The sequence below is a fragment of the Nocardia sp. CDC159 genome (assembly GCF_023740735.1).
In the GTDB taxonomy this organism is placed as follows: Bacteria; Actinomycetota; Actinomycetes; order Mycobacteriales; family Mycobacteriaceae; genus Nocardia; species Nocardia pulmonis.
In genome coordinates, this window is the sequence record NZ_JAMRXH010000013.1 from 189,286 (window position 1) to 215,019 (window position 25,734).

A 25,734-nucleotide genomic window follows, 5' to 3' on the forward strand; every position below is an offset into this window, starting at 1 on the left:
GGAGGTGACCCGTGTTCCGAGGCTGGCTCGCCCTCGGCGACCGCGAGATCGCCAACAGCTCCCGCGTGGTGGCCCTCGCCGACCCGGCGGGCCTGCCCGCCACCGACACCGAAGGATTCGCCGCCGAGGCCTGCGCACCGTGCCGCAACCTCGCGGTGGGCCGCGACGACTCCTGGCCGGGACTGCGCGCATATCTTGCCGACCCGCCCTACACCGACATCACCACCGCGCCCTGGTACGACGGCACCGACACCTCCCGCGAATTCCTCGGCGTCTGGGTCATGTCCGCCGACGGGTTCGACGGGATCCCGGTCAGCCGCGATATTTCCGACGCGGTGTGCTCCGGCGGCGTCGCCAGTGTCCATCGCGACTCCTACCGCACCCTGTCGTTTTCCGCGCTGGTGTGGGGATGCACCCACCGCGGCGCGCGGCACGGGCTGCGCTGGTTGAACTGCCAGCTGCGCGCCGCCCGCGCACCGCAGATCCTGCGCTACCTCGACGCCCATCCCGAACAGTTCACTGCGGACGGGCTGGAACGCAGCATGCGGCAGGTGGTGCTAACCCAGCCGGCAGTCGTGCGTGAGGTCGCTGGTCTGCCGATCGGCAACCACCAGCAGGCCAGCATGTTCCGCGTCGAATTCGAGCTGGTCGCACTCGACCCCTATCCATGGACCGCCGCCACGACGCACCCGGTCACCTGGGACACCCAGGACGTACACACCATCGAATGGGCCCACGCTCCCGACTGCGTCGACGCGACCTGCGAGCTGCCGGTGCTGCTGTCCACCCAGTGCCCACCCCAGACCATCGACACCCGCCCCGCGCCGATCCCGGTCTGTGGCGGCTGCCTGCCCGTCTGCGAAATCGACACTCGCACCTGGCAACTCGATCTCACCGACGTCGCCGACTGCGACCTGGTCGCCGCCAGCATCCAGGTCACCGCCGGAACTGTCAGCGACACCACCGTCCGGTTCTGGTGGCGCCCTTGCGGATCCACCGACATCTGCGACGAGACCGGGCAGCTGCAGATCACCGGACTCCCAGCCGGGCAGACCGTCGTCGCCGACTCAGTCGAGGGCCGCAGCTACGGCCTGGTGTCCGGGCAGCGGGTGCGCCAACGCGGCATCGTCGCCACCCCCTCCGGCGCACCCTGGCACGGCACCCTGCTCCGGCCCGGCTGCTGGGAACTGATCGCCCAATCCGAACCCGGCATCACCTACACGGTGAGCGTCGACACCATCGGGCGACCCGCATGACCGCCCCGACGCTCAACGGCGTGGTCAACGGCGACCAGCTCGCAATCTGGGTGCGCACCGTCGACGGCCGCCCGATCGGCCACATCCCGTGCGACCGAACCACTGACGTCACCTGGTCACGCGAACGCAACGAAGTATCCCGCTGCGAAATCACCACCAGCGACATCGACGCCGGTGCCCTGGTCCCATGGCTGCATTGGATCGACATCTGGGAAGACGGCACCCCGGTCTGGTCAGGCCCCGTCCAGGAAGCCAGCACCGACCTCGCGACGGGCTCGACCCGGATCGAGGCCCGCGACGTCGCCGCGTTCCTGTGGTACACGCGAGTGCCCACGACACGGCAATGGCAGCGCCTGGACCCCGCACCGATCGCCGCCACCCTCTGGCAAGCCATGCTCGAGCTGCACCGCGTCGACGTCGACCCGACCGTGCTGCCGCCCACCGACCTGGTCGAGCGGTTCGACTTCGCCGTCACCGCCAACTCCCGCATGCTCAACGCCGTCATGGACGAACTGGTCCGCATCGGCCTGGATTGGACCGTCGTCTCCGGCCGCCCCATCCTCGGCACCCTCGACACCGCGCCTGTCGCGCAACTGCAGGACTGCGACTTCATGACCAGCCTGCGTCGCGTCCGTTCCGGCAAACGCAGCACCTGCGACGTCCGGGTGCAGGGCAAGAACTGGGCCCACACCGAAACCGTCGACATGGCCGGGCTGCACCTGCAGGCGCTGATCAGCCTCGACAACATGTCCGGCGTCGCGAACATCACCGCCGCGGCCCGCCAATACCTGCGGGAAGTCGGCGCCCTGCGTGACCTCCTCGAGGTCCCACCCGGCGCCAGCCTGCACCCGAACGCCCCTCTCACCACCGCCGACCTGGTGCCCGGCAGCGTCTTCGCGGTGTACGCCGCCGATATGGCGGCGCTGATGCGGCTCAAATCGGTCGAGATCGCGTGGACCGGCACCAACCGCGACGTGCGGGTCACCGTCGACACCGTCACCGAACCGATCGAACTCGACCCCGGGATCGGAGGAATCCTGTGACCGGCACGACCGAGAAGAAGACCCCGCCCCGTTCGGACCAGGAATGGGCGCGCGACATCCAGCAGCGGGTCGACAACGTCGAGCACCCGACCTCGCTGCGGGCAGGGGACTGGGTGCTGTCGACGCAGGAAGGCACCGGCAGCCTGATCGCCAGCCACGTCGACGGCGGCTCGGTAGTGCTCGCGAAGAAGCCCGAATCCACCGAGGATCCCGACAAGGTCGCCGACAGCGGGCTGCCGTTCGTGAAGCTGGTGCGCAACCTGCTCCAGTCCGCGGCGGCCAACACCGTCACCCCGATCTCCTGGAACGCCGTGGTGCACCAAACCGGCGACTGGAACATCACCGCCCCCGCGTCGACCATCATCATCCCCACCGACGGCATCTACCTCGTGCTATTTCGCCTCATGTGGGAAACCAACGGCCAGACGACCACCAAGGCCATCGTGACCGTCGACGGCACCGCCGTGATGACTCAGGAATTCAACCCGCACAACACCGAGACCTGGTGGCAGTCGGAATACACCTCGGATACGTTCCCCTTCAACGCCGGGCAAGTCCTCACCTGCCAGGCGTACTCCGGCGGCACCACCCGCAACTTCGGTCCGAGCAGCCCCGACCCGAACTCGGTGACCTCGCTGTCGCTGATCCGGCTACCCGTGGAAGTGAAGTGATGGCAGACGTATGCGTGTCCCGAAACCTCGACCTCACCGCAGGCAAATTGGGCGTCGAACCGTGGTCGGTATTCCGGCTCGTCGCCGATGTGACCGGCACCAGCACCGGCGACGGCGCCCTGACGCGCAACACCCGGCTGCCCGGCAAACTCATGATCAACACCAGCGTCTCGTGGGTATCGAACTCCCCGCTGCCCTCGCAAATGATGCTGCGAGTCACCCGCGCCCACCGCAGCATCGTCAGCAGCAACCCCAACGCCGTGCAGATGCGCGACGCCTGGGAGGTCGGCATCGACGAAGCGCCCCGCACCCCCGACCCCTCCCGCGTCCTCAACAGCCAATTCGGCACCGCGGCCGATCTCGGAGTCGACACCACCGCCCAACCCTACTACGGCCGCATCTACCTGCACGCGGATACGACCAGCTCCGATACCTGGTTCGACGACCCACTGCCGGCCGGATCCACCATCACCATCGCCTACCGCTGCTACGTGTGGACACCGCCGCCGTGGTCCAACAACGCCAGCGCGAACCAGCCCGTGCACGAGGCGTACGCGCGTTCGACCCGGCTGCAGCTGTTCGCGGCCCCCCTCCAGGACGAGGCACTGCGATGAGCCTGCGAATCTGCACCTCTGAATGGATGATCTCCAACCTGCGCGGAACCGACCTCGCCGAGGCCTGGCTACCCCGGGTCGCGGCCTCCCGCTACGCCACCAGTGCCCGCGACGGCCAGATCAACAACGCCCCCGACGCCGTCCCGCTGATCGATACCGACCTGATCTGGACCAACACCACCGGCGCTTGGCAGAACTGCCACCTCGGGGTCCACCGCGCTCCCCGCAGCATCGTCACCAGCAACCCGAACACCGTCGTCCTCGACGACGCGGTGTCCTGGGACATCGGCACCTCCCCCCGCGCCGCCCTACCCTCCGCCGTCGGCGCGGGCATCGGCGCCCGCGTCAAGACCACCCCGTCCCAGCTCAACCAGACCATCTACTCGCGGCTGTTCAACGACTGGGACGACTGGACCAGCCTCGAGAACATCGGCGCCGTCGCCGCCGGCGAAACCGTGCATGTCCGCTATCAGTGCCTGCTCACCACCCCCGGCGAATGGCGCGGCGGCACCAGCCCCTTGCATCAGGCCCACGCCCGCTGGGTGCGGCTGCGCCTGCTCTGCGCACCCCTGCTCGAGGTGATCTGATGACCAATCCCTGCATCGATCCGAACGCCTTCGACGTCACCGACGGCGCCATCTCCCCGCACACCTGGTTGCAATGGCGTCACGTCCAGACCGGCAGCGCGACCGGCACGATCGTCGACCCGCTCACCGACACCGCCGAGGTGCTCTCCCACACCCTGCAGATCGCCTGGACCAACACCAGCCCGATCAGCCAGCACGCCTACGGACTGTGCACCCGCGGCGCCAGCCAGGTCATCACCACCGCGAACAAACGGTTCGCCGTCGAACAACGCCGCGGATGGGCCTTCGGCACCGCGCCGGCCGACCCGCCCGTCACCATGCAAACCAGCCGCCACGGCGGCGGCCTCGACCTCGGCCTCTACCAATCCAGCGCCATCTTCGGCATCTGGGAACACCGGCAAGGCACCACGACCACCCCGATCGGCCCCGACGTCGTCCTAGCCCCCGGCCAAACGTTGAAAGTCCGCGTCGCCGTTTACGTCGTCCGCGATTCGTGGTCACCCAACCCGAGCGCATCGTTTGTCAACGAGGCCGAGAACAGAATCGAAACCGGCGACACCCGCCTGGACATCTTCGCCTATCCCGTCATCGCGTAGCCGTCGCTGTGCACGCCCGCCCCCTACCGTCGCCGCACATCCAACCGAAAGGGGAAACCGGCGATGTTCGAACCACCGGAAGGCACCACCGATTTCGACCACGACGCTGACGCCGCCACGCTCGCAGGACAGACCGCACCCGACCCCGAACCTGATACGGACGACGGCCCCTGGGAGAGCCTCGAGCTGCAGGAGCTCAAGCTGCAGGAGCTGAGGCTGAAAGCCCGACGCGCCGAACTCGAGCGGCGGCACACCGCACCGACGGTCATCGACAGCACCGGCACTGACGTGGCGGCGGCCGAGCCACCCGAGCCGGTATGGCCGCATCAACTGATCGAGGTGCAAGACAAACAGATTCAGGTGAAACAGCCACCGGCCGCCGCGATCCGCTACCTCGGTGTCTTCGGCTTCGGCGAACACGGCGTCACCCGCGGCGACTTCCAGGACTTCATGCACCGCCACGTCTCCGCGAAGTCCATCGACGACATCCGGGAATGGACCTACGCCGGCGAAATCGACGAAGGCTTCTACGACCAGCTGCTGAAGGCACTCACCACCATGGGCACCGGCCGCCCTACCGGGCCGTCGTCATCCTCTGCGCGATCACGCTGAGGAACTGGCGACGGATCCGCGCCCGCCTCGTCTTGGCCGGCATCACCCACCCGCTCCGGCAATTGGATCTGCACAGCCTGCTCGACGTCGTCGAAGCGATGCTCGAAGAGGGCATGGACAAAAAGGAACTCGAGGCGATGCGCCGCGACCTGTACCGCCCCGAGCCCGGACAGCACAGGGTCACCGGCTTCTCCGCGCAGGAGGAAATGGCCGGATTCCGGTCGTTGCAGGCCCAGCTGGCCGGGCTTGGCCGCTAAAACTGGTGCCGTCCGCACTTCCCCTGGGCGGCACCAGTTTTCGATTCCGCACCCCCAATGTGTATCCGCCGTGGGAGGATGAGCGCGTTCGGTCGGGGGTCCGTTCGCCCGACCTCGCACAAGGGATCTCATGCTCACGCGTACAGTTCGGCTCGCGGCCTTGGCCGCCGCATTGATTATCAGCGCCAGCCCCGCCGCGGTCGCCGGCCCCTTCGACACCGGCTCGGCCGGGCCGCAGCCACCGCCTCCGCCCACGGTCCGATTCGGCGACTACTGCCGACCCGAGACCGCAGCCTCCGGCACCACCGCTCGAACCTCCGACGGCCGCACCGCCCACTGCGTGCAGGTCTCCCACACCGACGCCTTCGTATGGTGGCCAGTCCCCGGTGCCATTCCCGTCGACCCGCACAACCGAGTGTCGCCCGGAGATCCCTGCCTCGACGAGGGCGCGCGCTGGATCGACGACGAGGGCCGCCACATCGTGTGCGAGAGAACTCAGAGCGGTCGCCAGCGCGGCGATCTGAGGTGGATGCTCGACCGATAGCGACCACGCTGCATGCTCGGCTCGTAGCGTGCCGCGCATGCCTACTCCCTCCATCGGCCGCATCGTTCACTACCAAAGCCACGGCACTCCCGGCGGCGAATATCTGCCGGAATCCCGTGCTGCGATCGTCACCGAGGTGAAGGGCTGCGACCCAGCGCTGAAGCGGGAGGGGTGTCCACATGCCAGCCTGGCGGTGCTCACCCCGACCGGGATGCACTTCGCCCAGGAAGTGCCGTTCGCCGAGCAGCCGACACCCGGCCATTGGAACTGGCCGCCGCGCGTCGACCAGGGCTGAGCACCATGGTTGTCGAACTGCTCGTCGTGCCGCACGTCGGGACACCCGAGCCCGGCCTGTGGTGCGCGAACTGCCAGCTTCCCAGCCGCATCGGCTTCCCGGTGATCGCGCTGCTGCCCACCGGCGTCCTTGATCTCGGCCACGCCACACTGTGCCCGGACTGCGAGAAACCGACAGACGCGGTCGATGCGTGGTGGCGGCTGCGCCGGGCCGCCTGAGCAGGGCGTGCACGCCCCACCCCTACGGTGCGCGGTATGGCCGAGTCGTGCTGCACACCGCTGGTCACCGGGTCCGGGAACGCGCCCGGCGAACTGCGCGTCAACGTGGTGTGCGGCGACCCGATCAATCTGTCCTTCCGCCGCTGCGGCGGCTGGCCCGGCGACACCACCGCGACCCTGCGCCTGGCGCATCCCTGGGACTGGTCGGCGACCATCGCCGGCACCATCGTCGGGGAATACCTGACCTTTCACATACCCCCGGACGACGCCAGGCAGATCCCGCGCGACGCGGTCGCGTCGATCCACCTCGAGCACCCGGGCGTCGACCCCTACACCTGGTTGTCCGGCCGCGTGCACCACCGAGGCGGCTGCTGCTGATGCCGACATGCGAGCCGGGACTGTACGTGCCCATCCCAGGGCCGCCGGGCCCACCCGGGCTGGCCGGACCCCCGGGGCCTCCAGGCCCGCCCGGCAGCGGCGGCGAGGCAGTAATCGTCACCGGCGCAGCCGGTTCGGTGCTGTCCGGACATCGGGCCGTGGTCCGGCGACCGGACGGCACCTACCTCTACGCCAGCTGTGACGACCCGACGCACCTCACCCTGCCGATCGGCATCACCGCCAACGCCGCGCTGGCCGGTGATCCCGTGCAGGTCGTGATGTTCGGCGAGATGACCGACCCGTCCTGGGCGTGGACTCCCGGACCGATCTTTCTGGGCGCCGCTGGCGCGCTCACCCAGTCGGTGCCCAGCGACCCCGCCGTGTTCCTGGCGCAGCTCGCCGCCGCCACCGCGGCGACCACCCTGTTCGTCCACCGCACACCGAGCATCGCACTCACCTAGGAGAAGCACCACATGGCCGGCGACAAGTATCTGTACAACAATGCGGGCACCATCACCGAGAAGGCGGCCGTTCAGGCCTCGGCCGGGGCCGGGGACGCGGGCAAGATCCCCGCGCTGGATTCCAGTGGTCGCCTTGACAACTCGATGATGCCGGTTGGTCTCGGCGCCGATACCGCGACCATCACCGCCAGCGAGGCCCTCAGCGCGGGCGACATGGTGAATGTGTGGAACTCCTCGGGCGCCAAGGTTCGCAAGGCCGACGCCTCCACCGCCGGGAAGGAAGCGCATGGGTTTGTGCTGGCCGCGGTCTCCAACGGCGCGTCGGCCACCGTCTACTTCGAGGGCAGCAATACGCAGGTGTCCTCGCTGACGCCGGGCCCGCAGTATTTGTCCGCATCCACCCCGGGTGCCGCGACGGCCACCGCGCCGTCGGGGGCCGGTAACGTGGTGCAGCGAGTCGGTTTCGCCACCGCGGCAACAGCGTTGAATTTCGACGCTGGAACGCCGATCGTGCTGGCCTGACCCGTGGCGTCGAAGCTGCCGCTGGTTATGTCCAGCGGCGTCGTCCGCGAACTGGCCGACACCGACACCCTCTACGACCAGCAGCTCTACACCCCCAAACGGTCGATGACGCTGACCCACAGCAACGGCGGCTTAGGCGGGACGGTCGCCACCACACTGTCGGCGGCCACCGCGGGGAGCTACCGGTTCGTGGTGAAGCTGCCTGTCGATGTGACCCGCTGGCGGATCAAGCTGCGCAACCAGGAATACACCGCCGGATCCAAGACGAGCGCCACCTTGAAAAAGCTGGTCGTCGGCAGGCACGCGCGGGCGACGTCGGGGACGTGGCTTGAGACCGGTGATTTCCAATCCTCGACCGCGACAACGATTGTCAGCACCGACCAAACCATCCCCGGCACCACGAGCTGGTACACCTCGCCGTGGGTGTCGGTCGCTACCGGGTTCGCGTCCACGGATCTGTTCACCGCGGGCACCGAGTTCCTGGTGGGCATCGGCTACACCTTCGCCTCGCTGACCTCACTGCAAACCGGCGCGGGCCGCGGCTGGCACTGGACGAATTCGACATCCGGCACCGATCCGACCGTCGCGGGCAGCGGGGCCACCCAGCAGTACATCCCGTTCGATTGGGTGATCGAATACGACTGCGCCACAAGGAAAAAGGTGTGCGTGGTGGTGGGTGACTCGATCAGCGAGGGCATCACCGGCAGCAATGCGGCGTTGTCGTCGACGTCGTTGTGGCGCAACGCCGTCGAGATGTGGGCCGCGCGCACCAACCGGATCATCGTCAATCTGAGCCTGGCCGGGGTCGGGTACGTCCACTTCGCCACCACACCCGCGACCAATTACCTGTGGACCCGCCGCGACATCACCGCCCACCCCGTCGACGAGGTCATCCTGTCGGCGGGCTCCAACGACTGGAACCAAGCCTCACGAACCTTGGCGAACATGCAGGCCGACGTCACCACGATCGTCAACTACATCCAGACCACCCTCGGTCTGTCGCCGAAGTTCTACCTGGCCACCAACCTGGCGCGCGGCGCGACCGGCGACTCGGTCCGGTTGTCGTTCAACGAGTGGATCAGCCAGCAACCGACGTTCTGCTCCGAGGTGATCGACTGGGACGGCGCCACCCGCGGCACCACCGCGCAGAATCTCGTCGACCAGTACACCCCGGATTCGATCCACCCGTCCTGGCTGGGAAACATCGCTCTGCGCGACGCGCTGCTGGCCGTCCTGCCCGCCTGATCGGCGGGCGTCGGCGTGCACGCCCCCTCCGTACCGTCCGGAGTTATGAGCTGGACGGGAGATCCGACGTGGCTGGCGGAGGTGCTGCGTGCCGACGGATTACGGGTGATCGAGCACGACGGGTGGCGCGACCGCGGTCACGGCGACTTCCGCGACATCCGGGGCGTGCTGTGCCACCACACCGCCGGCGGCGGCCCGAACGATTGGCGCATCGTGCAGGACGGCCGTCCCGACCTGCCCGGCCCGCTCGCCCAACTGGTCCTGGAGAAAGACGGCACATACCGGATCATCGCCGCCGGCGTGTGCTGGCACGCCGGACGCGGCGAATGGCCGGGGTGGCCCACCAACAACGCCAACTACCACACCATCGGCATCGAAGCCGTCTCCCGCGGCGACGGAACCGATTGGACACCAGCGCAGTTGGACGCCTACAAGCGTGGGTGTGCCGCGATCCTGCGGCGCATCGGCCGTGGCGCGAATAACTGCGTCGCTCACCGCGAGTACAGCAGCGAGGGAAAGATCGACCCGGCCGGGATCGACATGGACGCGTTCCGTGCCGACGTCCAAGCCCTCATCGACCGCACACCAGGAGGCACCGGCATGTCATGGCTCGACGACCAGATCACCAACTGGGCCAACAAATCCGTGACCGTGCGCACGCTGCTCGCATACATCGACCGCTACAACGGACTCGTCCTCGACCAGCTGCTGGGACCGGGCAGCCGCGACCGCGGCGGCGAACCGACCCGATGGGCGATGCTCGGCGACCGCACCCTGGTCGAAGCCGTGGCACGCATCGGCGAAGAACTCGAGATCCCGGGCTTCAAGGCGCCGCGGTGAGCTGCCAGTGGCCGATCGACCGCAGTTGCTGGCCCGAGCTGTGCAGCCCGATCGACAAACAGCGCATGCAGTACGCGGCCGACTGCGCAGTGTTCGTGCTCTGGGCGTTGACCGGCCGCCAGTTCGGGGTCTGCCCGGTCCTCGCGCGGCCGTGCCCGATCCCGGACGCTGACCCGCTGCTCGGCTACGTGCCGATCGGGCCCGGCTCCTCCGGCTACTACGGGTCCCCGGGGTGGTTTCCCGTGTGGGAGGGCGGGGCCTGGCGCAACATCTCCTGCGGTTGCCCGGACCGATGCAGCCGTACCGGTATGGCCGTCGTCCACCTGCCCGGCCCGGTCCGGACCGTTGATGCGGTCACCATCGCGGGTGGGGCTCTCGCCGACACCGAATGGGCCCTCGAGGGCGACTACTTGTACCGTACGGGGGGTGCGCAGTGGCCGAGGCAGAACCTGCGCGCACCGCTCGGGGAGCCGGGAACCTGGAGTGTCGCCTATCAGCGCGGCTACCCGCCGCCGCCGGGCGCTCAGACCCACGTCGGTCAGCTCGCACTCGAGTTCTTCAACGCCTGTTCCGGCGGCAAGTGCCGACTGCCCAAACGGGTACAGACCGTTGCGCGGCAGGGTGTTTCGATGCAGATGATCGACCCGAACGACCTGTTCGGGGCCGGGTTGACCGGCATCGACACCATCGACCTGTGGATCCGCGCGATCAACCCGGCGCGGCTGCAGGCCGCGCCGACCGCGAGGTGACACGGTGGCCGATCGAGCGATCACCCTGATCGGGTTCGTCGTCGAAAGCTTGCGGCTGGCGTTCTCCGAGAATTCCGCGACTCCGCCGCTGGGCGGCGGCAGCCCGCACGTCCGGTTCTTCGCCGGGGACTCGCTGCCGCTGGCGGCATGGGCCGGGCACAGCGCCAGCTGCGATTGCGCGGATCCGATGCTGTGGGTGCGGGTCGTGCGCCGCTTCCGGACCGCGACGCTACCCAACGAGGAGCCCGGCGAGATTTCGGGTTGCGCGATACCGCGCGCGATCACGATCGAGGCCGGGGTGATGCGCTGCGCGGTCGTCGCCGCCGAACCGCCATGGGACGAGCTCGAACGCGAGGCGCTCGTGCAGCTGGATGACTCCCACCGCGTCGACGCCGCTCTGTGCCGGGCGATGCAGTGCGCCGAGCGGGAGAACGCGGCGCAGTCCACCCTGCTGGCCGCCGGGGAGCCCTTTGGCCCGGAGGGCGGTGTGATCGCCTGGACCCAGTGGGCCCACGCCCAGCTGGCAGGCTGACATGGTCGTTCGGGTTTTCCGCATCGACCGCCAGCAGTTGGCCCACCAGGTCACTGGCCCCGGTGGGGTCCTGACCCGTGCGGTGGCGCGGCTGGCGCGACGCATCACCAACAACGCCAGCCAGCGAGCGCCGGTCGACACCGGCAACCTGCGGCGCATGATCGCCACCGACCCGATCACCTTCACCCCCGGCCACGTCCACGGCGGCGTCACCGCACGGGCCAAGTATTCGCGATGGGTTCACGATGGAACCTCCCCCCACGTGATCCGGCCCCGCGGCCGAAAAGCGTTGCGATTTACCGTGGACGGGCGGACGGTGTTCGCCCGCTACGTCAACCATCCCGGCACTCGGGCGCGCCCGTTCTTGCTGAACGCGGCCCGCGAGGAGATCAGCCGAATGGGCAGCCGCTGATCACAGTGACACCGCCTGCGGAGTCCACATCGAACGTGGCCCGACCCGCCACGCGCGGCGCGGTGTGTCCCGCGCCTGGCCGTCGGAGTGGTGCAGCAGGGTCGGCCCGTCGTGATGGTCGACCAGCGACGGCACCGAGTAGGCGACCTGTAGCCGCCGAGCGCGCAACCACCGATCCAGCCGGGTGTCGGCAGGTACGCGCGCGGGCGTCGTGCGGGTGTGGGTGAGCATATCGGTGATCAACTCCGCACGCAGGCAGATTCCCACCGCGTGCAGCATGCGGTGGCTCGTGATCCACATCGCGCCGATCCGGTCGGCCCGCGCGAGCGCGGTGTGGACGCGGGCCTGGACTGAAGGCGGGCGCGACGTCCCGAGGTACAGGCTCACCACCGGCGTTGGAGTTACCGCGAGCGCGGCGCCGAGCTGCTGGCGGAATTCCGGTATCGGCTCGGCGTCGTCTTCGACCACGCACACCCAGTCGGTCGCGGCGTCGACGAGGACGCCCCACACGTGGCGGTGATTGCCGACAGCGCCGCGGGCGCCATCGTCGACAGAGAGGTAGGCGTCGAGCTGCTCGGCGAGCAGCTCGGCAGCCGGGCGGCGCGCGATGTGAGCGACCACGCCGAAGGCGATTTCAGGCCGGGGCGAGCAGCCCATCGAACACCCGGTCGTAATCGGAACTCAATGCCTCCCAGGATCGTTGTTGGCCACGCCAGCGTGCGGCTTCCCGTGCCGTCGCAAATACGTTTGTGTTGCTGGCGAACTCGTCGATTCGTGCGGCCAGAGCGCGGTGATCGACGGTGTGCAGATCGATCATCGAGCGGGCTCGGAACTCACCGGTTCTGGTGGCCGGGACCAGCCAGGCGCGGTCGCAGAGCAGTTCGTTAGGGGCGATGTCGGGCATGATGACCGGCATGCCCGCGCCCAAGGCTTCCTGGGCGGGCAGGCACAGGCCCCCGAATCGCCGTGGCATCACCAGCACGTCGTGCCCGCTGTAGGCGTCCCAATAGTTCTCCAGGTCGCCGGACGCCACGTCCACGTGCACGTGATCGGGAATCCGGTAGCGCGGCAACAGTTTCGGGAGATAGAGCGGGTCCTGGCAGCGAATGGTCACGGTGATCTGCGACCGCACGTGCGTCAGCGCGGCCAGCAGGTCCGCGGTGCCGTTGCGGTCGTGGACCGCGGGGCGGCCGACGATGTGCAGGAATCGCCGGGCACTCGGCGCGGGCTCGAACCGGCGCGTGAACCGGTCCAGGGCGATGGGTACCGGCAGCGTGACGACGCGCAGATCGGGACGGTGCGTTTCGACCTCGTTGCGGTGCCACCGCGCGGGATCGGCCAGGACGTCGGGGCGCGGTAGGTCCCGCCGCTGCAAGTAGTCCAGGAATTCGAAGTTGTACTGCAGCACCGTCCGGACGCCCACCTCGGCCGCGAGGCTGAAAAGCGTGTAATTGTAGGGTGTTTCGGCTGTGAAAACGACGTCCACACCGTCGAGGAAATCCTCGAGGTGCTGCGTGTTCGGGATTCCCCGGACGATGGTTGCGCCCGGGAACCGGGCGGGGAAAATCGGGTGCTCGGCCCGGCCCGCGCGGCTGGCGGGAGCCACCACGAGGGTCTTGGTGGGGCGCATGTGGCGGTGGAATTCCCAGGTCTGCACCCCGAGCCCGGTGTTGTCGGCGCGGGCGATCAGTCCGACCCTAGTCATATTTGGGCTCCTCGCTGCGGCCGTCGGTGTGGTAGCTGCGTTGAATGGATCCGGGCGGGGTGAAGATCCATGTGCGCCAGCCGTACCAGCCCAGGCTCCTGTCGCGCGTGACGTCCTCGATGAGCAGTCCGTGGGCGATGTCCTCCACGAATGTTCGGGCCTGCCGGTGGCGGACCCGATCGAGCATTCCGCGATACCACGACGCCGAGGCCAGGTGCGGGCGCTGGCTCCACTGGAAAGTGCGCATCATCGGCACCCCGCTGACGTCCTGCGGGGTGTCGTCGAGCATCAAATGCTTGTGCGGTTCGAGGATGGACGATTCATGGTGCAGCCGAACAACATTCGCGACGCCTGACATGATCGCGTCACTGAGGCCGGTCCAGGGGATCTCACCGATCAGGGGAGTGTCGTGCTCGACGAACAGCAGCAACGGCGTATCGAGGTGATCCAGAGCCTGCCGGGCGCACTCGGCCTGATGAAGATGGTTATCGAAAATCAAGGGAAAAACGTTGTGCCACAAGTGATCGGCGATCCACAACAGGCGTTGCAGGAACTTCTCGTAATCGTGGCGGCGATGCTCCTGCTCGGCTCGAACTCCGTCGCAGGCAATGATGATCTCGCTGTCGGGGAGTTGCGCGCGTACCGATGCGATTGTCGCTTCCAGAATGTCGCTGCTGGGGTGCGAGGGGATCGGGCTGACCGAGATCACCACGGTGATCAGCGAGCGCTGCGGCGGCACGTCGGCGCCCAACGCCGCCAGGTCGGTGCGCAGCCATCCCGCGAGGCGGCGTTTGCGCCCGATCCACCAGGCCGCTACCCGATTCGCCAGCCGCGGATAGTCGGCCAGGGCGTCCTCCAGGTAGCCGGGCAGGTCGCTGTAGCGGGTGAGGGTGGGGAACGGCGTGTCGGGGAACAGCATCGTCCAGTAACCGCGGCTGTCGTACACCGGCGACAGGTCGTCCGCGATCGGAATGGTGTGGGACTCGAGCGCCTCGTACACGCGGAACGATTCCGGGCAGACCGCCCCGGCCGGGGCCGGCGCCACCCGGGCGGTGGCCATGAGGAACGCGTACTCGTCGGGGGGCATGCCCTGCGCGAATCCCCCGGTCTCGCGGACGACCATGGGCATTCGGGCGCGGTCGATCGTGGCGAGCGCTTCGAACGCCTCGTGTCGCCGCGGGTGGCTGTTCTGCGCGGACAGGAAAACCCGCAGGTTCTTGTCCGGGCGCGTGACCGCCGGGAGGTCGTTGAAGTGCGGCGGATAGCCCAGCGGCAGAAGGCGGTGGGCGGCGCGGTCGCGCGGCCAGCGCGGGGTCTGCACCCACCATCGCAGATTGGGGTGCTCGATCTTGCTGATGTCCAGCAGCGATTCCTCGTCGCCGGTGCGGACGGCCAGCACCCACCGATATCGGGTGATCTCGGCGGTGATCTCGGCGCAGCGATCGTGCCAATACCGGCCCGGGACAATTAGCACGATGCCGTCGGCGTCCGGCCACGGTTCGCGGTACTCGACCGGCACGCTGTGGGGGTAGAGCTCGCCCGCCAGGAGCCGGTCGAGCATGTTCTGGTCCCACTGATCGCCCGGCTCCAGTCGCACCACGGCGATCATGCGATCGTCCGCAGGATCTCGGCCCACCGATGCGTGTAGGTGTGGTGGCCCTTGACCAGCTCGTGCCCGGCCAGCCGGATCGCTTCCCGTTCGTCCTCGTGGCGCAGGTAGTGGTCGATCAGCGCGCGCAGTTCCTCGAAGTTGCCGTGCTCGTAGAACACGACGTGCATGCGGTCGGTGAAATGCTCGTCGAGGCCCGACAGCCAGGGGTGGATCAAAAAGCCTCCCCGGCCGAGGGTTTCGTAAATTCGGTCCGACCAGTACCGGCCGGGATAGTGCGGGTCGAGGCACAGGCTGTCGCCGACGACGACGCGGGCGTCGGCGTAGACGCCGTTGAGATCCGCCCCGCGGACCGAGGGGAAGGCGCCTCCGCCGCCATAATGCCGGAACCGGTTGCCGTAGGTGTCGGCGAGCCAGTCGATCAGCTGCGGCCGGTAGGGATATTCGGGGTGGTAGCCGCGGCTGCCGACGAACGCGACGTCGAATCGGTTGCGGGGCTGGGCCAGGTAGCACTCGGCGCCGTAGACGCCGGCGGGCAGGTAATGGGCGCGCATGCTGGTGTGGGCGTTGAGCCAATCGGCTTGGGTCTGGTCGACGGTGAAGAAGTGGTCGAGCTGCCAATAGGGATCGGCGGGCCGCATGTCGGCTTGGCGTTGCAGCCCCATCCAGCGGTCGAGGTGGTAGGACACGGACCTCACGCCGGCGTCTCGGAGGGTGCGCAGAGTCGCGCCGATGTCGCCGGGGGTGCGCCAACCGTGGGTGTGGATCCAAACTAGCAGGTCGCCGCTCAGGGCGTGGGCTTCGATCTCGCGGGCGGTGGCGCGAGTTTCCTGTAAGCGGGTGACCGTGTGGCCGAGCTGTTCGAGGCTGAGCGCGTGATGGGTTTCGCTCGAGGAGGGGACGGTGAAGTTCCCGAGGAATGTGATGCGCATGAGGCCCCTTCCGGTGCTGCCGTTTCCTGGGCGTGGACGGTAGGCCGCAGGCATGCACCACCCCGCGCGGCCGAGAAGGCCGCAGCGCCGCCCTCGACGCGGTCGAGGGCGGCGCGGTGCCGGGAAAGGGATCAGCTGCCGGGCAGCACGAAGTTGCAGGTCGGCTGGGCCGGGGCGATGTCGGCGGCGGGCGCGTTGCCGGGGCCGCCGTAGTAGTAGTAGTTCGGTGCGGTGAAGATGGATTGGACGGCCAGGGTGCAGCAGCCGTCGGTGGGCGCCGGCGGGGCGATCGGTGTGGTTTCGACGTGCAGATCGCTGATGCCGTCCACCAGCGACCCGACCGGTGCGAGCAGGCGGCCCGGGGTGAGGTCGGAGTCGATCGGGACGACGTTGTAGGGGCCGCGGCCCCAGCCGCGGATGTCGTAGCTGATCCCGGACAGGGTGAAGGTGGATACCTGGCGGCCGATTTCGAGGCCGCCGGACAGTTGCCATTCCTTCACGCCGATCAGGAAGTACCCGTACTGGTCTCCAGTCGCCTCGTCGGACTGGCCGAACACGTCGTCGGTGGTGGGGGTGGTGCAGGCGTCCGCGGAGCTGGTGCCGGTCCACAGCTCCATCACCACGCCGGAGTCGGTGACGACCTTGCGGGTGGTCTCGAAACCGACTGGGTTGCCTGCGTAGTCGATCACCGGGGCCCAGCCGCCGAGCATGGTCCAGATGCAGGTGTTGACCTCGCAGAACTCCAGCTGCACTTCGAACCACTTGATCTCCGGTGCGGTGCGATCGGATGCGCAGATCTCGCCGTCGGCGTTCTGCTGCTCGAGGTCCTCGGCATCTTTCAGAACCGGGTTGAGCGTTGCGGTGACGTATCCCTTGGTGACCGCGTAGTTGCCTTCCCCTTCGATCGGCCGCCCGCATCGGTTGGCCTTGGTGAATCGCGCGGACTTGCCGCGGACCACCGAGAATTGTGCACCAGCCATTTCGTTTGCCTTCCTGCTCACTCGCGCGCGAGTGCCGGCAGCCGTTTCCCTGGTCGCGGACTGTAGAGAGCTGACGTGCATGGGAATGTGCCGGCGGCCGGTGAGTTGGTGCAGGGGAAACGGCCACCAGCAGGGGTCGGCACCGCGTCACCGGCCGCCAGCACTACTCGAGCGGAGGAGGCGGAGGCACGTCCTCGCGCCCGAGGTCTCGGAGGATGATTGCAACCTGGTTGTCCCAGGCGATATGTCGCGCGGCCGACGCGAGCCGGTGGGCGTCTCGTTCCGCGGCGATCCGTTTGTGTTCGGCCAGCTCGGCGCGTACCTCGGCCAGCTCCTGTCGTAGCGGCTGCACCATCGCGGTGGCGGTCTGCGTCAGGATCTGGGCTGCATCGGCTTTGGACCGGCGGCGCCCGAACAGTCCCGTCACGACCGCCCCGCCGATGCCCAGAGCGCCGATCGCTGCGGCCACCTCGGTGATCATCTGCTCCTCCTGCTGTGTCGCCGCGGGGAGCACGATCTACTCCCGGCCACGGAGCAGACTGGGAGACGCGGGGCTGCCGACGCCGGTGGACGCGATGGACGACAACACCGACATCAGCGCGGCGGTCGCCGAGACGCTCAGTGTCGTAGGCCAGTCGATGTCGGTGAGTGCGGCGCCGATGGTGATCAGCGCCAGCAGCGCTTGGGCGAAGGTCTTGAGCGCCCGTTCGGCGGCAGCCTGCCAGAACGCGAGAGTGGTCATGGCGTACTCCGATCGTTGTGGCGATCCCAGAGGTCGATCAAGTCGGTGCGGCTGGCAGCCAATCCCCAGCCGATTCCTCGGCTGGTCAAGAACTCCCGCCACGCAGGAATCGAGGAGCCGCGCCCGGACCGCGGCGGCTCCTCGGAAAGAGCCGACGGCGGCGGCGACGCCGCAGTGCTCGGGGGACGTTGTGCGTCCGGGTCGTCGACTCCGCCGCCACTGGCCGCGGAGGGGCCGGGGCGTTCGTGGTCGATGAACCCGGCGCGGTCGACGACGTCGGTCGGCGCGACGTACACCGGCACCGGGCGCCCTACCGTGCGCAGTTCCACGCGCCATGCTTCCGGTCGGGCCGCCGCGACCAACCGTGCGGCGACCCGGCGGCGCAGCCTCGGATCGGGCACCTCGACTTCGGCGGTCGTGCCGTCGACGGTGACGAACACCCCGGCGGGCATCAGCCGGCCACCGCGACGGAGTAGACGGTGTCGGGGCATTCCCAGCCCGCGACCAGCACGCGCTCGGCCACGACCTGGCGTGCGTTGGTGGTGTGCTCGATGGCTTCGCGGGTGCTGATGGGGTCGCGCCACAGCGTGACCGGTCCGGTCGCGTAGATCGTGTTGCCGAGCTCGCTGTAGCTGCCGCCGAACGCCCACCGATTCCCCAGCGCGGTGGTCAGCATCGCGCCCTGGTGCTCGACGAGACGGTGCTCGGCGGCAGCCGCGGCGAAACCGCGGCGCGCGTGCAGGACCCCCGCGAATCCGTTCTCGCCGAGGGCCTGCTCGAGCGCGCCGACCGCGGCGGTCAGGCTCGTTTGGGAAGGCAGCGGCGTGGCCCTGGCCGTCAGCAGATCGGTCAGGTACCGCTCGGCCCACAGCGGCTCGTGCAGGCGCAGCAGCTGCTGAGCGCGGGCGACGCTTTCGCTGGTGTCGGTCGCGTACAGGCTGCAGTGATCGGTCGCCCAGATCGTCACCGACGGGAAGTGGCCGTCGCTTGGGCGCTCACCGTTCTTGGTGGCCTCGTCCGGGTCCGGACAGAACGGCTCCACCCAGATCCCGGAGGGACCGCAGTTGCGCGGGACCCATTCGACGCCGCCGATCACCAGCCGCGCGGGGGCGTCTCGTTCGAGAACGGTTGCGGCCGAATACAAACCGAACGGCTGCGGGTTCTGGAAGTCGGCGACATGCACGACGCCGGGCAGAGTGGGGGTGGTCACCGTGGCCTCCTCGAAGGTGAGCGATCGTGCCGTGCTGCCGGGGAGGAACCGCGCCGATCCCTCCCCGGGACGCCCGAGTCAGGATCCCGCCGCGCAGACGGCATCCATGCGGTTGCCGATGGCGCCGTTCGGGCAGACCGGGATGGTGACCACGACGGAATCACCGCACCGCTTGCCGACATTCAGGCCGTCCTCGGTGAACATGCGGGTGTAGCGGTTGATCTGCAGCAGCTCCCGCGGATACATGACGCCGAGATCGATGACCGGCTTGACCAGCGCGAAGTAGGCGCCCTGCTCCCACAGCGCGATGTCGACGGTGTCGGGGAACTCGGTCCAATCCGGATCCCAGGTCTGCCATTCACCGACGAACTGCAGCTGGATACGGCGCAGGTCCAGCCACCGAACCACCTGGGCATCGGTGATCTCGAAGGTCGCCACGCCCTCCTGGTTGGCGAGATCGTTGCGGATCAGCTCGAACACCAACGTCGGCGCCGCGCCAGCGACCACGGCGTCGCGAGCCAGCTTCCGGGTCGCCCGCACGCCCATCGCCGCGATGGTCAACGAGTTCAGGATCGAGCTCGCGGCGCCGATCTGGGAGAGGGCGGGGATGGTCATTTCCCGGGTCGTCGGATCCGACAAGATCTTCTGCAGCATCCACATCGACCGGCGGCGGGCCTGCGCAGCCATGAGCTTCTGGGTGAAGGTGTTCACCCGCTCCGGCCAGGCTTGGTCGCCGATGATGTCGGACTCGACGCACAGCGGCAGGTAGCACAGCCGCAGCTCGTTGAATTCGTCCGGGCAGGGAACCTGGTGGCACTGCTTGACCGTCGGCGGGTCGGCGTTGAGTTCGGCTTCGCACAGCACCTGCCAGTTCAGGGTGATGTCGAACTCGGCCGGCCAGCTGATCGCGCACCGTTCGGCGGTCACCTCGGGCAGCACGAACAGATCCCGCGCCGGTTCGACCGGGCAGAAATCGTAGGACACCTGCGGCGGCGGACAGCACGCCGCGGTGAGCGACCCGTCCTCGTGCTGGGACGCGCCGACCGCGGCGGCCAGCACGGCGTCGAGGCTCTCGTAGTCCTCGACGGCCGGGACGTCGCGCACGTACTGGCCGAGGTACTGGGGGGTGTGCCCCGATGCCTGGGTAGTGCCGTTCGGGCGGGCCATCGCCGACCCCGACCCTTTCGCCGCCGCGGCCAGGCCCGCAGTGATCGACTCCAGAGGCTGGAAACCGGGCTGGTAGCCGGGCGCGTCGGGCCGCATCCGCCAACCCGCCGTCGGCTGCGGCTCCGACGCGGCCGGGATGCGCGGGGCGCGACCGCGGTTCGCGCCGGCGAAGCTGGTGCGTCGCCGGTTCGCAGCGGTGACCGACTGCTCGGCAGCGGCCTCACGGGTAGCGCGTTCGGCCTCGGCCACCACCTCGCCACCCGTGGCGGCCTCGGCGTCCGGATCGTCCTCGCCATCGTCCTCGTCGCCGTCGGGTGCCTCGTCGTCCTCGCCGCCGGAGTCGGTGGCGCGGTTGCGGACGGAGTCGAGGATGCGGGCCGCTTCGGCGCGCCGCTGCTGGGAGCTGGTGTCGATGTCGGCGATGGCGGCATCAATGGTGGCGAGCGCATCGGCGAGATAGCGCAGGTAGGTGAGGTCCTCGTCGGACAGCTCGGCGTTGTCGGCTTCGACGGACTGGGCGAGCCGCTGGAACTCGGCGTCAGCGTCCTGGCGCAGCGCGGCGAGATCCTCCCGGCTGGTCGGCATCTGCTCGGGCAGCTGAAACGACATGATGGAATCCCTTCAGACGTGCAGGTTTGATGGGGTCCCTTCGGCCCGCAGCCAGCAAGGGGATGTGCGGTTGTCGAGTGCCTCCGGCCCGCAGCCAGCGAGGTCCTCTCAGCTGATCGCCCACCCTAGACATCGGGCGTGCACCGGCACCCGATCAGGCGGTGCCGGTCGGTGCGGCGGGTTCGCGGATCGGGTGGATCGTGCCGCCGCCTGCCAGAGAGCGCTTCATGCGCGCTTCCACCAACGTCAGGAACGGGCCCTGCTTCTCCCCGGTGGGAGTGGTGAGTTCGTAGGTAGTGATCATCGGCTTGCGGCTGTTGCCGCCGCATCCACATCCCATGCCAGGTCATCCTTTCCCGTTGTTGACAGCAGCCACCAGCGCCGCGGCCTCGGCGCGTCGCCGGTCGGAGATCACCGCGCGGGCCTGCCGCAGCCGGGCCTCGCTGGTGCGGTACTCACGGACTGCCGCGATGGCGACCGAACGCAGGATGCTGGTGTCCAGCGCGCGGGCGCGCGGGCGGGGCGCGAGCGATGCGACCAGCACGGTGCTGCGGCCCCGTTCGTCGTCTCGACCGCGGAGCACGGGGAAGCCGGGGGTGTTGACGCTGAGGGCGGCGACGAGTTCGAGGTGACCGCCGATGCTGCGCCAATCCCCGGACAAGGGGGCGGACAGGCCGTCGCGGACCTGGGCGTCGGTGGCATCGGGATGAAGTAGTCCCGATACCCAGATGCCGTGGGCGTCTTCGCCCGCGCGGACGTACGCCCAGCAGGTGGCGGTGTTGTCGTAGTGTTCGGCGGCGGCGCGGGCGCCCAGAGCGTGATCGGCATGGCCGGCACCCACGGTGAGCCGGCCGACCGGCAGCTGGTGACCGGTGCTGCATTCGATGGCACTGGTGTGGAAATGCGCGTAGCCGGTGACGGATCGGGGTGGGGTGACGCAGCGATCACTGATTCCGACATGGCAGGTGTCGAACACCGCGAGATGGCCCTGCACGCGGCCGTTGTCGGTGATGTGCAGTGCGGTCGGCGCGGTGAACCCGGGGTCGGCGAACAGCGCCGGGTCGGGACGGAAGCGGGGTGCGGAAGCGGTGAGAACCGCTGCCGCAGCGATGGATTCGTTCTCGGCCAGTGCCTCGTCGAGGGTGATGCTGGTGGTGCCGAACGCGGGGATGGACACCAGCGTCGCCGCGGTCACGATCGCCGAGGTGACGGTCATGATCAGGCGCGTGTCGTCGGCGATCTCGGAGTCCTCGGTAATGAGGTTGCCGTCCTCGTCGCGGAGCTCCCAGTCGACGTCGGCCAGGTCGATGCTCGGGCGGGTGACGCTTTCGCGGATCTGCAGCTCGGCCTCGGCGGCCTCGGCGGTGTCGAGCAGATGCCCGGTCGCGACGACCTGGGTGCCGTCGAGGCCGATCGTGTCGATGACGCCGATCGTGAACGCTTCGCCGTGCGCGGGCACGTCCTGGCGCTGCCAGCGCAGTGGCAGCGGGGTGTCGCGGAAGCGCAGATCCATCGTCGCGTCCAGCAGCCGGTCGTCGTCGGTTGGGACGCCGAGGTGGGCCAGGACCGCAGTGAACGTGCGCATGGTGGGGATCCTCTCGGGTGGGGGTGCAGCAGCGTTGATCTGTCCGACCCCGGCCGGGTCGTCTCGCGCGCGGATGACACCCTCTTCCTCCCGGCGTCGCTCGATCTCGTCCTCGCGCGTCCCGGCCCGATTGCGGACGGTGGCGTCGCCGGGCCCGCGTTCGGTGTGCCGGTCGTCCTCGGCCGGTAGTTCCTCGTCGTCGGCGAGGATCATGATCGCGCACCGGCAGTTGCACACCTCGCTGGCCGGGGCTTCGGGGTCGCCGGGCCAGCGCAGCTTCACCCCGTTGGCCAGCTGGAAATCACCGTCCAGGTCCACTCGCTGCCCGTCAGCGGCGAAATGTGTTGTGCGCGTGCGCGTATCGATTGTGGCCAGCCACGCCTTCTGAAGGGTTTCGCCGGTGATTTCGCCCATCACCCGCGCGGATTCGAGGCGGGCAGCGTTCAGCGCGCCGGCGGTTTCGGTGCGTGCGACCAACGAGGGCCGACGCCCGCCGAAGGTCTCCAAATTCTCGATGTCCAGGACCGCGGCGATGCGGGCGTGCATCTCGCGGATCGACTCGCCCTCGCGGGTGGCGTCGACGAGTTCGTCCGCGATGATCGCGAAGGCGGTGTCGGGCGTGCGGACCATGCGGTTGTTGACCGCACCGAGGTAGTTGGTTGTCCAGGCCTGGACGGAGGGGACCGCGGCCACCAGCTCGGGCGTAATCTGTTGCTCCCCCGGCTCGGGCATGCGGGTCGGCCGGTCGACGCCGTCGGGAATGACCGGGATGTCGAGCTCGCCGAGCAGCGTGATCAGATCCCCTGCGGTGACGCCCAGCCCGGCCAGTTCGGCGGTCATCTGCTCCCACATCAGCTCCGCCAGCCCGGGCAGGAACACCGCGGCGAGGATCGCTTCCCAGTCGGCCTGGGTGAGCGCGAGGGCTTCCGGTTGCGGGGGCGGCGGCAGCGGTTCCTCGGCGGCGGCGGTCAAGGTGGGTAGAACAGCCTTTCGGGCCAAGGGCAGCCACTGCCGATAGCACTCGGTGGCCAGCTGTTTCACTCGCCGCTCGGCCTCGAGCACCGTGAGCAGGGCGTGATGACGGCTGCGAGGTATCACCGCAGCACCGCCAGCGCGTCACGCGCGCCGATCGAGGCGTGCCCGGTGCTCATCAGCGCCTGCGATGCCCGGTCGATCACCAGGGTCCGCAACCGTTCCGGATCCGCGCCGACCGCCGCCGCCATGTCCGCGGTGAATCCCGCGTCCCAGCCGGCGATCAGCCGCCGCGTCTCCGCCGGGCTCGTCACCGGCGGCATGCGGGTGTGGACCTGCCACGGCGGCAGTTCGGGGTATCGCGCTTGGTCGGCTCGTGTACAGCGGCGCTTACCCGCCAGCTCGAGGGCGCGCACCAGCAGCAGGCTGGCCATCGCACGTGCCGGTTCCGCCGAGGCTTCGACGTTGGCGGGCTCGGGCGGCTCCTGCTCGCGCGGGCCCTCGATCTCCCGCTGCGGGCCCGGCGTCGCGGGAGCCGGGACCTCGGGAATCTCGGGTAATGCGACGCCGAGCAGCGGTGCCAGCGACGGCAACAGCTCCGGTTTCCGGGCGACGGTGTCGCGGGCGAACTGCTGCCAGCCTTCGACCGTGTCGAGGTCGTAGCCGTCCTCTTCGGTGAACCCGAGGTGCTTCAACAGCGAGGGGTGGCTGAGCGCGCCGCGCTCGTTGGCGTTGAAAGCCTCGTCTTTCTTGTCGGGATCCTGGGTCAGCTGGGTGATGTCGTACCAGACCACGAACCGGTCAGGGTCGAGGCCTTCGCGTTCGAGCACGGGCCGGAACAAGGCCGTCGTCACGGCGTCGGCGATGATCTCCAGCAGCGGTACGACGTGGGTCTTGACCGTGTCCTCCTGCATGGCCCACGCGTTCCAATGGTTCATGTCCGACAGACCCAGCAGGACCTCAGCGGGGATGTCCATGCTCAGCGCCAGGCGGCGGATCGCGGCCTCGCGGATCTTCAGCTGCTCGGCGTTGACATCGGAATGCAAGTCGATGACCTTCGCCTTGTCGGTGAAGTCGCCGGCCACCGTGCACACAATCGGCAGATACGCCGCGGCCGAATCAGGATTCTCCGTGGCGGCCTGCGCGACTTCGAACAACAGATCCTGCAGGTCCTGCGCGCTGGCTTGGACTTGCGGTGCCGGTGCCGGGGGCAGTGTCGGCGCGTCCGGGTCGACCGGTGCCGCGGTCGGTGCGGGCATCGCCTTGGGCAGCGACATTTCCGTCGGGAGCATCAGGATCTTGTTCCCGATCAGCCGGGACTTTCCCGCGTGATGGATCGTGGCGGTGGTCTGCACGATCTCGGCCAACGCCCCCAGCGCCGAACGAACCGGCGAGTCGGCGTCCTGCGCGCGCTTGGGATGCGGCTGCCACACCCGGAACAGGACGTCGACCTCCGGCCGGAAGAGATGCTTCGTACCGTCGTCCAGGGTCAGCACGATCTCTCCGGTGCCGCGGGTGGTGATCTCGGAGCGATCGAGCAGATGCCATTCCTCCATCTGCTCTTCGCGCCCCTGTGGGCGCACGATCACCGCGACGAATCCCTCGCCCGGTACGGTGAGGAAGACTCCGGTGCGGCCGAGCAACTGTGCCATCCCGGTCGGGCCGCCGGCGATATCGCGAACGATCCGGTTCGCTTGGGCGTTGGTCGTCTCCCCTGTCGGCCGGCCCGTCTCCTGATCGATCTCTGAGGCCACCAAGCGGCATTGGGTCAGTGACCCGTAGATCCATTTGCAGATGTAGCGCAGCTCGCCGCACTTTTCGTACATCTCCCAGCCGCGGGTCTGCCACGACTGCGACTCGACACCGAGCGTGGACCGAAACGTCTTGACCGGGTCCCGGACCGGTTGCACGGCAGCAGTCACGGCGGGTTTGCGGCGTGCGAAGATCCGGGCCATGCCGCCGGACCGTACGGAGCAGGCGTGCACGCACGGAGCGTCAGTCGGTGTCCACCGGGTCGGCCGTTGCGAGCATGCCGACCAGCTGCGATGCGGCCAGCGCGAGGAGGGGCAGAAGCCACCACGACAGCCCGGCGAGCGCGACGGCCGCCGGTGCGGTCGTGAACGCGACCCACACACTGGTGCACCAGGCACAATGCACCAGGTAGGTCAGCTGGGAGCCGGTGCCGAGACGCTGGATCAGTGCGGCGCGAATCGGCTCGGTGATCTTGTCGCGGGTCACCAGTCGGGTCAGGCGGGCCACGGCGAGAATCCAGGCGATGAGGATGAGCACGGTCATGACGGGGACGGTACGGCGGCGGGGTGCCCGGCGCGGGATTCGCTCTGACGAGGTGCTCGTCGAGAAATCACATTGAAAGACAATGCGGCGCTGAAC

Annotated in this window: 33 protein-coding genes; 19 read left to right on the forward strand and 14 right to left on the reverse strand. The window is 68.7% G+C overall.

Going from position 1 to position 25,734, the window contains the following annotated elements; genetic code table 11:
• Nucleotides 1-11 precede the first annotated feature (11 nt).
• From NDR87_RS26330 to NDR87_RS26420, 19 genes are all read left to right on the forward strand, one after another.
• Nucleotides 12-1,256, forward strand: a complete 1,245-nt coding sequence (locus NDR87_RS26330) for a sugar transferase (RefSeq protein ID WP_251912879.1) — start codon at nucleotides 12-14, stop codon at nucleotides 1,254-1,256.
• On the forward strand, nucleotides 1,253-2,299 hold the full coding sequence (locus NDR87_RS26335; protein ID WP_251912880.1) for a hypothetical protein: 1,047 nt from the start codon (nucleotides 1,253-1,255) through the stop codon (nucleotides 2,297-2,299). Before NDR87_RS26330 ends, NDR87_RS26335 begins: the two co-directional genes overlap by 4 nt.
• Nucleotides 2,296-2,970 (forward strand): hypothetical protein, encoded by a 675-nt coding sequence (locus tag NDR87_RS26340; RefSeq protein ID WP_251912881.1) that lies wholly within the window; start codon nucleotides 2,296-2,298, stop codon nucleotides 2,968-2,970. Before NDR87_RS26335 ends, NDR87_RS26340 begins: the two co-directional genes overlap by 4 nt.
• Nucleotides 2,970-3,584 (forward strand): hypothetical protein, encoded by a 615-nt coding sequence (locus tag NDR87_RS26345; RefSeq protein WP_251912883.1) that lies wholly within the window; start codon nucleotides 2,970-2,972, stop codon nucleotides 3,582-3,584. Before NDR87_RS26340 ends, NDR87_RS26345 begins: the two co-directional genes overlap by 1 nt.
• Nucleotides 3,581-4,171 carry a hypothetical protein gene (locus NDR87_RS26350; protein WP_251912884.1) on the forward strand — a complete coding sequence of 197 codons (591 nt, stop codon included), beginning with the start codon at nucleotides 3,581-3,583 and terminating at the stop codon, nucleotides 4,169-4,171. Before NDR87_RS26345 ends, NDR87_RS26350 begins: the two co-directional genes overlap by 4 nt.
• Nucleotides 4,171-4,767: a hypothetical protein gene (locus NDR87_RS26355; protein ID WP_251912885.1), complete on the forward strand. Its 597-nt coding sequence runs from the start codon at nucleotides 4,171-4,173 to the stop codon at nucleotides 4,765-4,767. The genes NDR87_RS26350 and NDR87_RS26355 overlap by 1 nt, the downstream gene beginning before the upstream one ends.
• A 63-nt stretch (nucleotides 4,768-4,830) precedes the next feature.
• On the forward strand, nucleotides 4,831-5,379 hold the full coding sequence (locus NDR87_RS26360; protein WP_251912886.1) for a hypothetical protein: 549 nt from the start codon (nucleotides 4,831-4,833) through the stop codon (nucleotides 5,377-5,379).
• Nucleotides 5,380-5,411: 32 nt separating this feature from the next.
• Nucleotides 5,412-5,636 carry a hypothetical protein gene (locus tag NDR87_RS26365; protein WP_251912887.1) on the forward strand — a complete coding sequence of 75 codons (225 nt, stop codon included), beginning with the start codon at nucleotides 5,412-5,414 and terminating at the stop codon, nucleotides 5,634-5,636.
• A 130-nt stretch (nucleotides 5,637-5,766) separates the two neighbouring features.
• Nucleotides 5,767-6,180: a hypothetical protein gene (locus tag NDR87_RS26370; protein WP_251912888.1), complete on the forward strand. Its 414-nt coding sequence runs from the start codon at nucleotides 5,767-5,769 to the stop codon at nucleotides 6,178-6,180.
• A 37-nt stretch (nucleotides 6,181-6,217) separates the two neighbouring features.
• Nucleotides 6,218-6,475 carry a hypothetical protein gene (locus NDR87_RS26375; RefSeq protein ID WP_251912889.1) on the forward strand — a complete coding sequence of 86 codons (258 nt, stop codon included), beginning with the start codon at nucleotides 6,218-6,220 and terminating at the stop codon, nucleotides 6,473-6,475.
• Nucleotides 6,476-6,480: 5 nt separating this feature from the next.
• Nucleotides 6,481-6,693: a hypothetical protein gene (locus NDR87_RS26380; RefSeq protein ID WP_251912890.1), complete on the forward strand. Its 213-nt coding sequence runs from the start codon at nucleotides 6,481-6,483 to the stop codon at nucleotides 6,691-6,693.
• A gap of 36 nt (nucleotides 6,694-6,729) precedes the next feature.
• Entirely contained in the window at nucleotides 6,730-7,071 is a 342-nt protein-coding gene (locus tag NDR87_RS26385; RefSeq protein ID WP_251912891.1) for a hypothetical protein, read from the forward strand.
• A 26-nt stretch (nucleotides 7,072-7,097) separates the two neighbouring features.
• The gene (locus NDR87_RS26390) at nucleotides 7,098-7,532 is read left to right on the forward strand and encodes a hypothetical protein (protein ID WP_251941225.1); all 435 of its coding nucleotides are present in this window, start codon (nucleotides 7,098-7,100) and stop codon (nucleotides 7,530-7,532) included.
• Nucleotides 7,533-7,544: 12 nt separating this feature from the next.
• Nucleotides 7,545-8,054 carry a hypothetical protein gene (locus NDR87_RS26395; protein ID WP_251912893.1) on the forward strand — a complete coding sequence of 170 codons (510 nt, stop codon included), beginning with the start codon at nucleotides 7,545-7,547 and terminating at the stop codon, nucleotides 8,052-8,054.
• A gap of 3 nt (nucleotides 8,055-8,057) precedes the next feature.
• Nucleotides 8,058-9,299 (forward strand): SGNH/GDSL hydrolase family protein, encoded by a 1,242-nt coding sequence (locus NDR87_RS26400; RefSeq protein WP_251912894.1) that lies wholly within the window; start codon nucleotides 8,058-8,060, stop codon nucleotides 9,297-9,299.
• Between the two features lie 45 nt (nucleotides 9,300-9,344).
• Entirely contained in the window at nucleotides 9,345-10,139 is a 795-nt protein-coding gene (locus tag NDR87_RS26405) for an N-acetylmuramoyl-L-alanine amidase (protein WP_251912895.1), read from the forward strand.
• Nucleotides 10,136-10,888 (forward strand): hypothetical protein, encoded by a 753-nt coding sequence (locus NDR87_RS26410; protein ID WP_251912897.1) that lies wholly within the window; start codon nucleotides 10,136-10,138, stop codon nucleotides 10,886-10,888. Before NDR87_RS26405 ends, NDR87_RS26410 begins: the two co-directional genes overlap by 4 nt.
• 4 nt (nucleotides 10,889-10,892) lie before the next feature.
• On the forward strand, nucleotides 10,893-11,420 hold the full coding sequence (locus NDR87_RS26415; protein ID WP_251912898.1) for a hypothetical protein: 528 nt from the start codon (nucleotides 10,893-10,895) through the stop codon (nucleotides 11,418-11,420).
• 1 nt (nucleotide 11,421) lies between these two features.
• Nucleotides 11,422-11,832, forward strand: coding sequence for an HK97 gp10 family phage protein (locus NDR87_RS26420; protein WP_251912899.1), 411 nt, complete (start codon nucleotides 11,422-11,424; stop codon nucleotides 11,830-11,832).
• Here the strand turns inward: NDR87_RS26420 and NDR87_RS26425 are convergent, their stop codons facing one another.
• From NDR87_RS26425 to NDR87_RS26490, 14 genes are all read right to left on the reverse strand, one after another.
• On the reverse strand, nucleotides 11,833-12,453 hold the full coding sequence (locus tag NDR87_RS26425; protein ID WP_251912900.1) for a hypothetical protein: 621 nt from the start codon (nucleotides 12,451-12,453) through the stop codon (nucleotides 11,833-11,835).
• A 13-nt stretch (nucleotides 12,454-12,466) separates the two neighbouring features.
• On the reverse strand, nucleotides 12,467-13,537 hold the full coding sequence (locus NDR87_RS26430; RefSeq protein WP_251912901.1) for a glycosyltransferase: 1,071 nt from the start codon (nucleotides 13,535-13,537) through the stop codon (nucleotides 12,467-12,469).
• On the reverse strand, nucleotides 13,530-15,146 hold the full coding sequence (locus NDR87_RS26435) for a hypothetical protein (protein ID WP_251912902.1): 1,617 nt from the start codon (nucleotides 15,144-15,146) through the stop codon (nucleotides 13,530-13,532). The genes NDR87_RS26430 and NDR87_RS26435 overlap by 8 nt, the downstream gene beginning before the upstream one ends.
• Entirely contained in the window at nucleotides 15,143-16,078 is a 936-nt protein-coding gene (locus NDR87_RS26440) for a glycosyltransferase (protein ID WP_251912903.1), read from the reverse strand. The genes NDR87_RS26435 and NDR87_RS26440 overlap by 4 nt, the downstream gene beginning before the upstream one ends.
• 131 nt (nucleotides 16,079-16,209) lie before the next feature.
• Entirely contained in the window at nucleotides 16,210-17,058 is an 849-nt protein-coding gene (locus tag NDR87_RS26445) for a hypothetical protein (protein ID WP_251912904.1), read from the reverse strand.
• Nucleotides 17,059-17,221: 163 nt separating this feature from the next.
• Nucleotides 17,222-17,539, reverse strand: a complete 318-nt coding sequence (locus NDR87_RS26450) for a hypothetical protein (RefSeq protein ID WP_251912906.1) — start codon at nucleotides 17,537-17,539, stop codon at nucleotides 17,222-17,224.
• A gap of 36 nt (nucleotides 17,540-17,575) precedes the next feature.
• A complete protein-coding gene (locus NDR87_RS26455) occupies nucleotides 17,576-17,800 on the reverse strand; it encodes a holin (protein WP_251912907.1) in 225 nt (74 codons plus the stop codon).
• The gene (locus NDR87_RS26460; protein ID WP_251912908.1) at nucleotides 17,797-18,252 is read right to left on the reverse strand and encodes a hypothetical protein; all 456 of its coding nucleotides are present in this window, start codon (nucleotides 18,250-18,252) and stop codon (nucleotides 17,797-17,799) included. The genes NDR87_RS26455 and NDR87_RS26460 overlap by 4 nt, the downstream gene beginning before the upstream one ends.
• Complete coding sequence (locus NDR87_RS26465) at nucleotides 18,252-19,010, reverse strand: hypothetical protein (protein ID WP_251912909.1); 759 nt, start codon at nucleotides 19,008-19,010, stop codon at nucleotides 18,252-18,254. The genes NDR87_RS26460 and NDR87_RS26465 overlap by 1 nt, the downstream gene beginning before the upstream one ends.
• A 78-nt stretch (nucleotides 19,011-19,088) precedes the next feature.
• The gene (locus tag NDR87_RS26470; RefSeq protein WP_251912910.1) at nucleotides 19,089-20,786 is read right to left on the reverse strand and encodes a major capsid protein; all 1,698 of its coding nucleotides are present in this window, start codon (nucleotides 20,784-20,786) and stop codon (nucleotides 19,089-19,091) included.
• A gap of 154 nt (nucleotides 20,787-20,940) precedes the next feature.
• A complete protein-coding gene (locus tag NDR87_RS26475) occupies nucleotides 20,941-21,126 on the reverse strand; it encodes a hypothetical protein (RefSeq protein ID WP_251912911.1) in 186 nt (61 codons plus the stop codon).
• Between the two features lie 6 nt (nucleotides 21,127-21,132).
• Entirely contained in the window at nucleotides 21,133-23,469 is a 2,337-nt protein-coding gene (locus NDR87_RS26480) for a phage minor head protein (RefSeq protein ID WP_251912912.1), read from the reverse strand.
• Nucleotides 23,466-25,298: a hypothetical protein gene (locus tag NDR87_RS26485; RefSeq protein ID WP_251912914.1), complete on the reverse strand. Its 1,833-nt coding sequence runs from the start codon at nucleotides 25,296-25,298 to the stop codon at nucleotides 23,466-23,468. The genes NDR87_RS26480 and NDR87_RS26485 overlap by 4 nt, the downstream gene beginning before the upstream one ends.
• Nucleotides 25,299-25,338: 40 nt before the next feature.
• Complete coding sequence (locus NDR87_RS26490) at nucleotides 25,339-25,638, reverse strand: DUF1360 domain-containing protein (RefSeq protein ID WP_251912916.1); 300 nt, start codon at nucleotides 25,636-25,638, stop codon at nucleotides 25,339-25,341.
• Nucleotides 25,639-25,734 lie beyond the last annotated feature (96 nt).

Bases quoted from the DNA above. Each gene is read 5' to 3' on its own strand.
- NDR87_RS26460 (WP_251912908.1), bottom strand. From the start codon at position 18,252: ATGCCCGCCGGGGTGTTCGTCACCGTCGACGGCACGACCGCCGAAGTC.
- NDR87_RS26420 (WP_251912899.1), top strand. From the start codon at position 11,422: ATGGTCGTTCGGGTTTTCCGCATCGACCGCCAGCAGTTGGCCCACCAG.
- NDR87_RS26475 (WP_251912911.1), bottom strand. From the start codon at position 21,126: ATGGGATGTGGATGCGGCGGCAACAGCCGCAAGCCGATGATCACTACC.
- NDR87_RS26440 (WP_251912903.1), bottom strand. From the start codon at position 16,078: ATGCGCATCACATTCCTCGGGAACTTCACCGTCCCCTCCTCGAGCGAA.
- NDR87_RS26370 (WP_251912888.1), top strand. From the start codon at position 5,767: ATGCTCACGCGTACAGTTCGGCTCGCGGCCTTGGCCGCCGCATTGATT.
- NDR87_RS26375 (WP_251912889.1), top strand. From the start codon at position 6,218: ATGCCTACTCCCTCCATCGGCCGCATCGTTCACTACCAAAGCCACGGC.
- NDR87_RS26385 (WP_251912891.1), top strand. From the start codon at position 6,730: ATGGCCGAGTCGTGCTGCACACCGCTGGTCACCGGGTCCGGGAACGCG.
- NDR87_RS26450 (WP_251912906.1), bottom strand. From the start codon at position 17,539: ATGATCACCGAGGTGGCCGCAGCGATCGGCGCTCTGGGCATCGGCGGG.
- NDR87_RS26455 (WP_251912907.1), bottom strand. From the start codon at position 17,800: ATGACCACTCTCGCGTTCTGGCAGGCTGCCGCCGAACGGGCGCTCAAG.
- NDR87_RS26445 (WP_251912904.1), bottom strand. From the start codon at position 17,058: ATGGCTGGTGCACAATTCTCGGTGGTCCGCGGCAAGTCCGCGCGATTC.
- NDR87_RS26435 (WP_251912902.1), bottom strand. From the start codon at position 15,146: ATGATCGCCGTGGTGCGACTGGAGCCGGGCGATCAGTGGGACCAGAAC.
- NDR87_RS26430 (WP_251912901.1), bottom strand. From the start codon at position 13,537: ATGACTAGGGTCGGACTGATCGCCCGCGCCGACAACACCGGGCTCGGG.
- NDR87_RS26485 (WP_251912914.1), bottom strand. From the start codon at position 25,298: ATGGCCCGGATCTTCGCACGCCGCAAACCCGCCGTGACTGCTGCCGTG.
- NDR87_RS26490 (WP_251912916.1), bottom strand. From the start codon at position 25,638: ATGACCGTGCTCATCCTCATCGCCTGGATTCTCGCCGTGGCCCGCCTG.
- NDR87_RS26360 (WP_251912886.1), top strand. From the start codon at position 4,831: ATGTTCGAACCACCGGAAGGCACCACCGATTTCGACCACGACGCTGAC.
- NDR87_RS26380 (WP_251912890.1), top strand. From the start codon at position 6,481: ATGGTTGTCGAACTGCTCGTCGTGCCGCACGTCGGGACACCCGAGCCC.
- NDR87_RS26470 (WP_251912910.1), bottom strand. From the start codon at position 20,786: ATGTCGTTTCAGCTGCCCGAGCAGATGCCGACCAGCCGGGAGGATCTC.
- NDR87_RS26355 (WP_251912885.1), top strand. From the start codon at position 4,171: ATGACCAATCCCTGCATCGATCCGAACGCCTTCGACGTCACCGACGGC.
- NDR87_RS26335 (WP_251912880.1), top strand. From the start codon at position 1,253: ATGACCGCCCCGACGCTCAACGGCGTGGTCAACGGCGACCAGCTCGCA.
- NDR87_RS26405 (WP_251912895.1), top strand. From the start codon at position 9,345: ATGAGCTGGACGGGAGATCCGACGTGGCTGGCGGAGGTGCTGCGTGCC.
- NDR87_RS26350 (WP_251912884.1), top strand. From the start codon at position 3,581: ATGAGCCTGCGAATCTGCACCTCTGAATGGATGATCTCCAACCTGCGC.
- NDR87_RS26395 (WP_251912893.1), top strand. From the start codon at position 7,545: ATGGCCGGCGACAAGTATCTGTACAACAATGCGGGCACCATCACCGAG.
- NDR87_RS26345 (WP_251912883.1), top strand. From the start codon at position 2,970: ATGGCAGACGTATGCGTGTCCCGAAACCTCGACCTCACCGCAGGCAAA.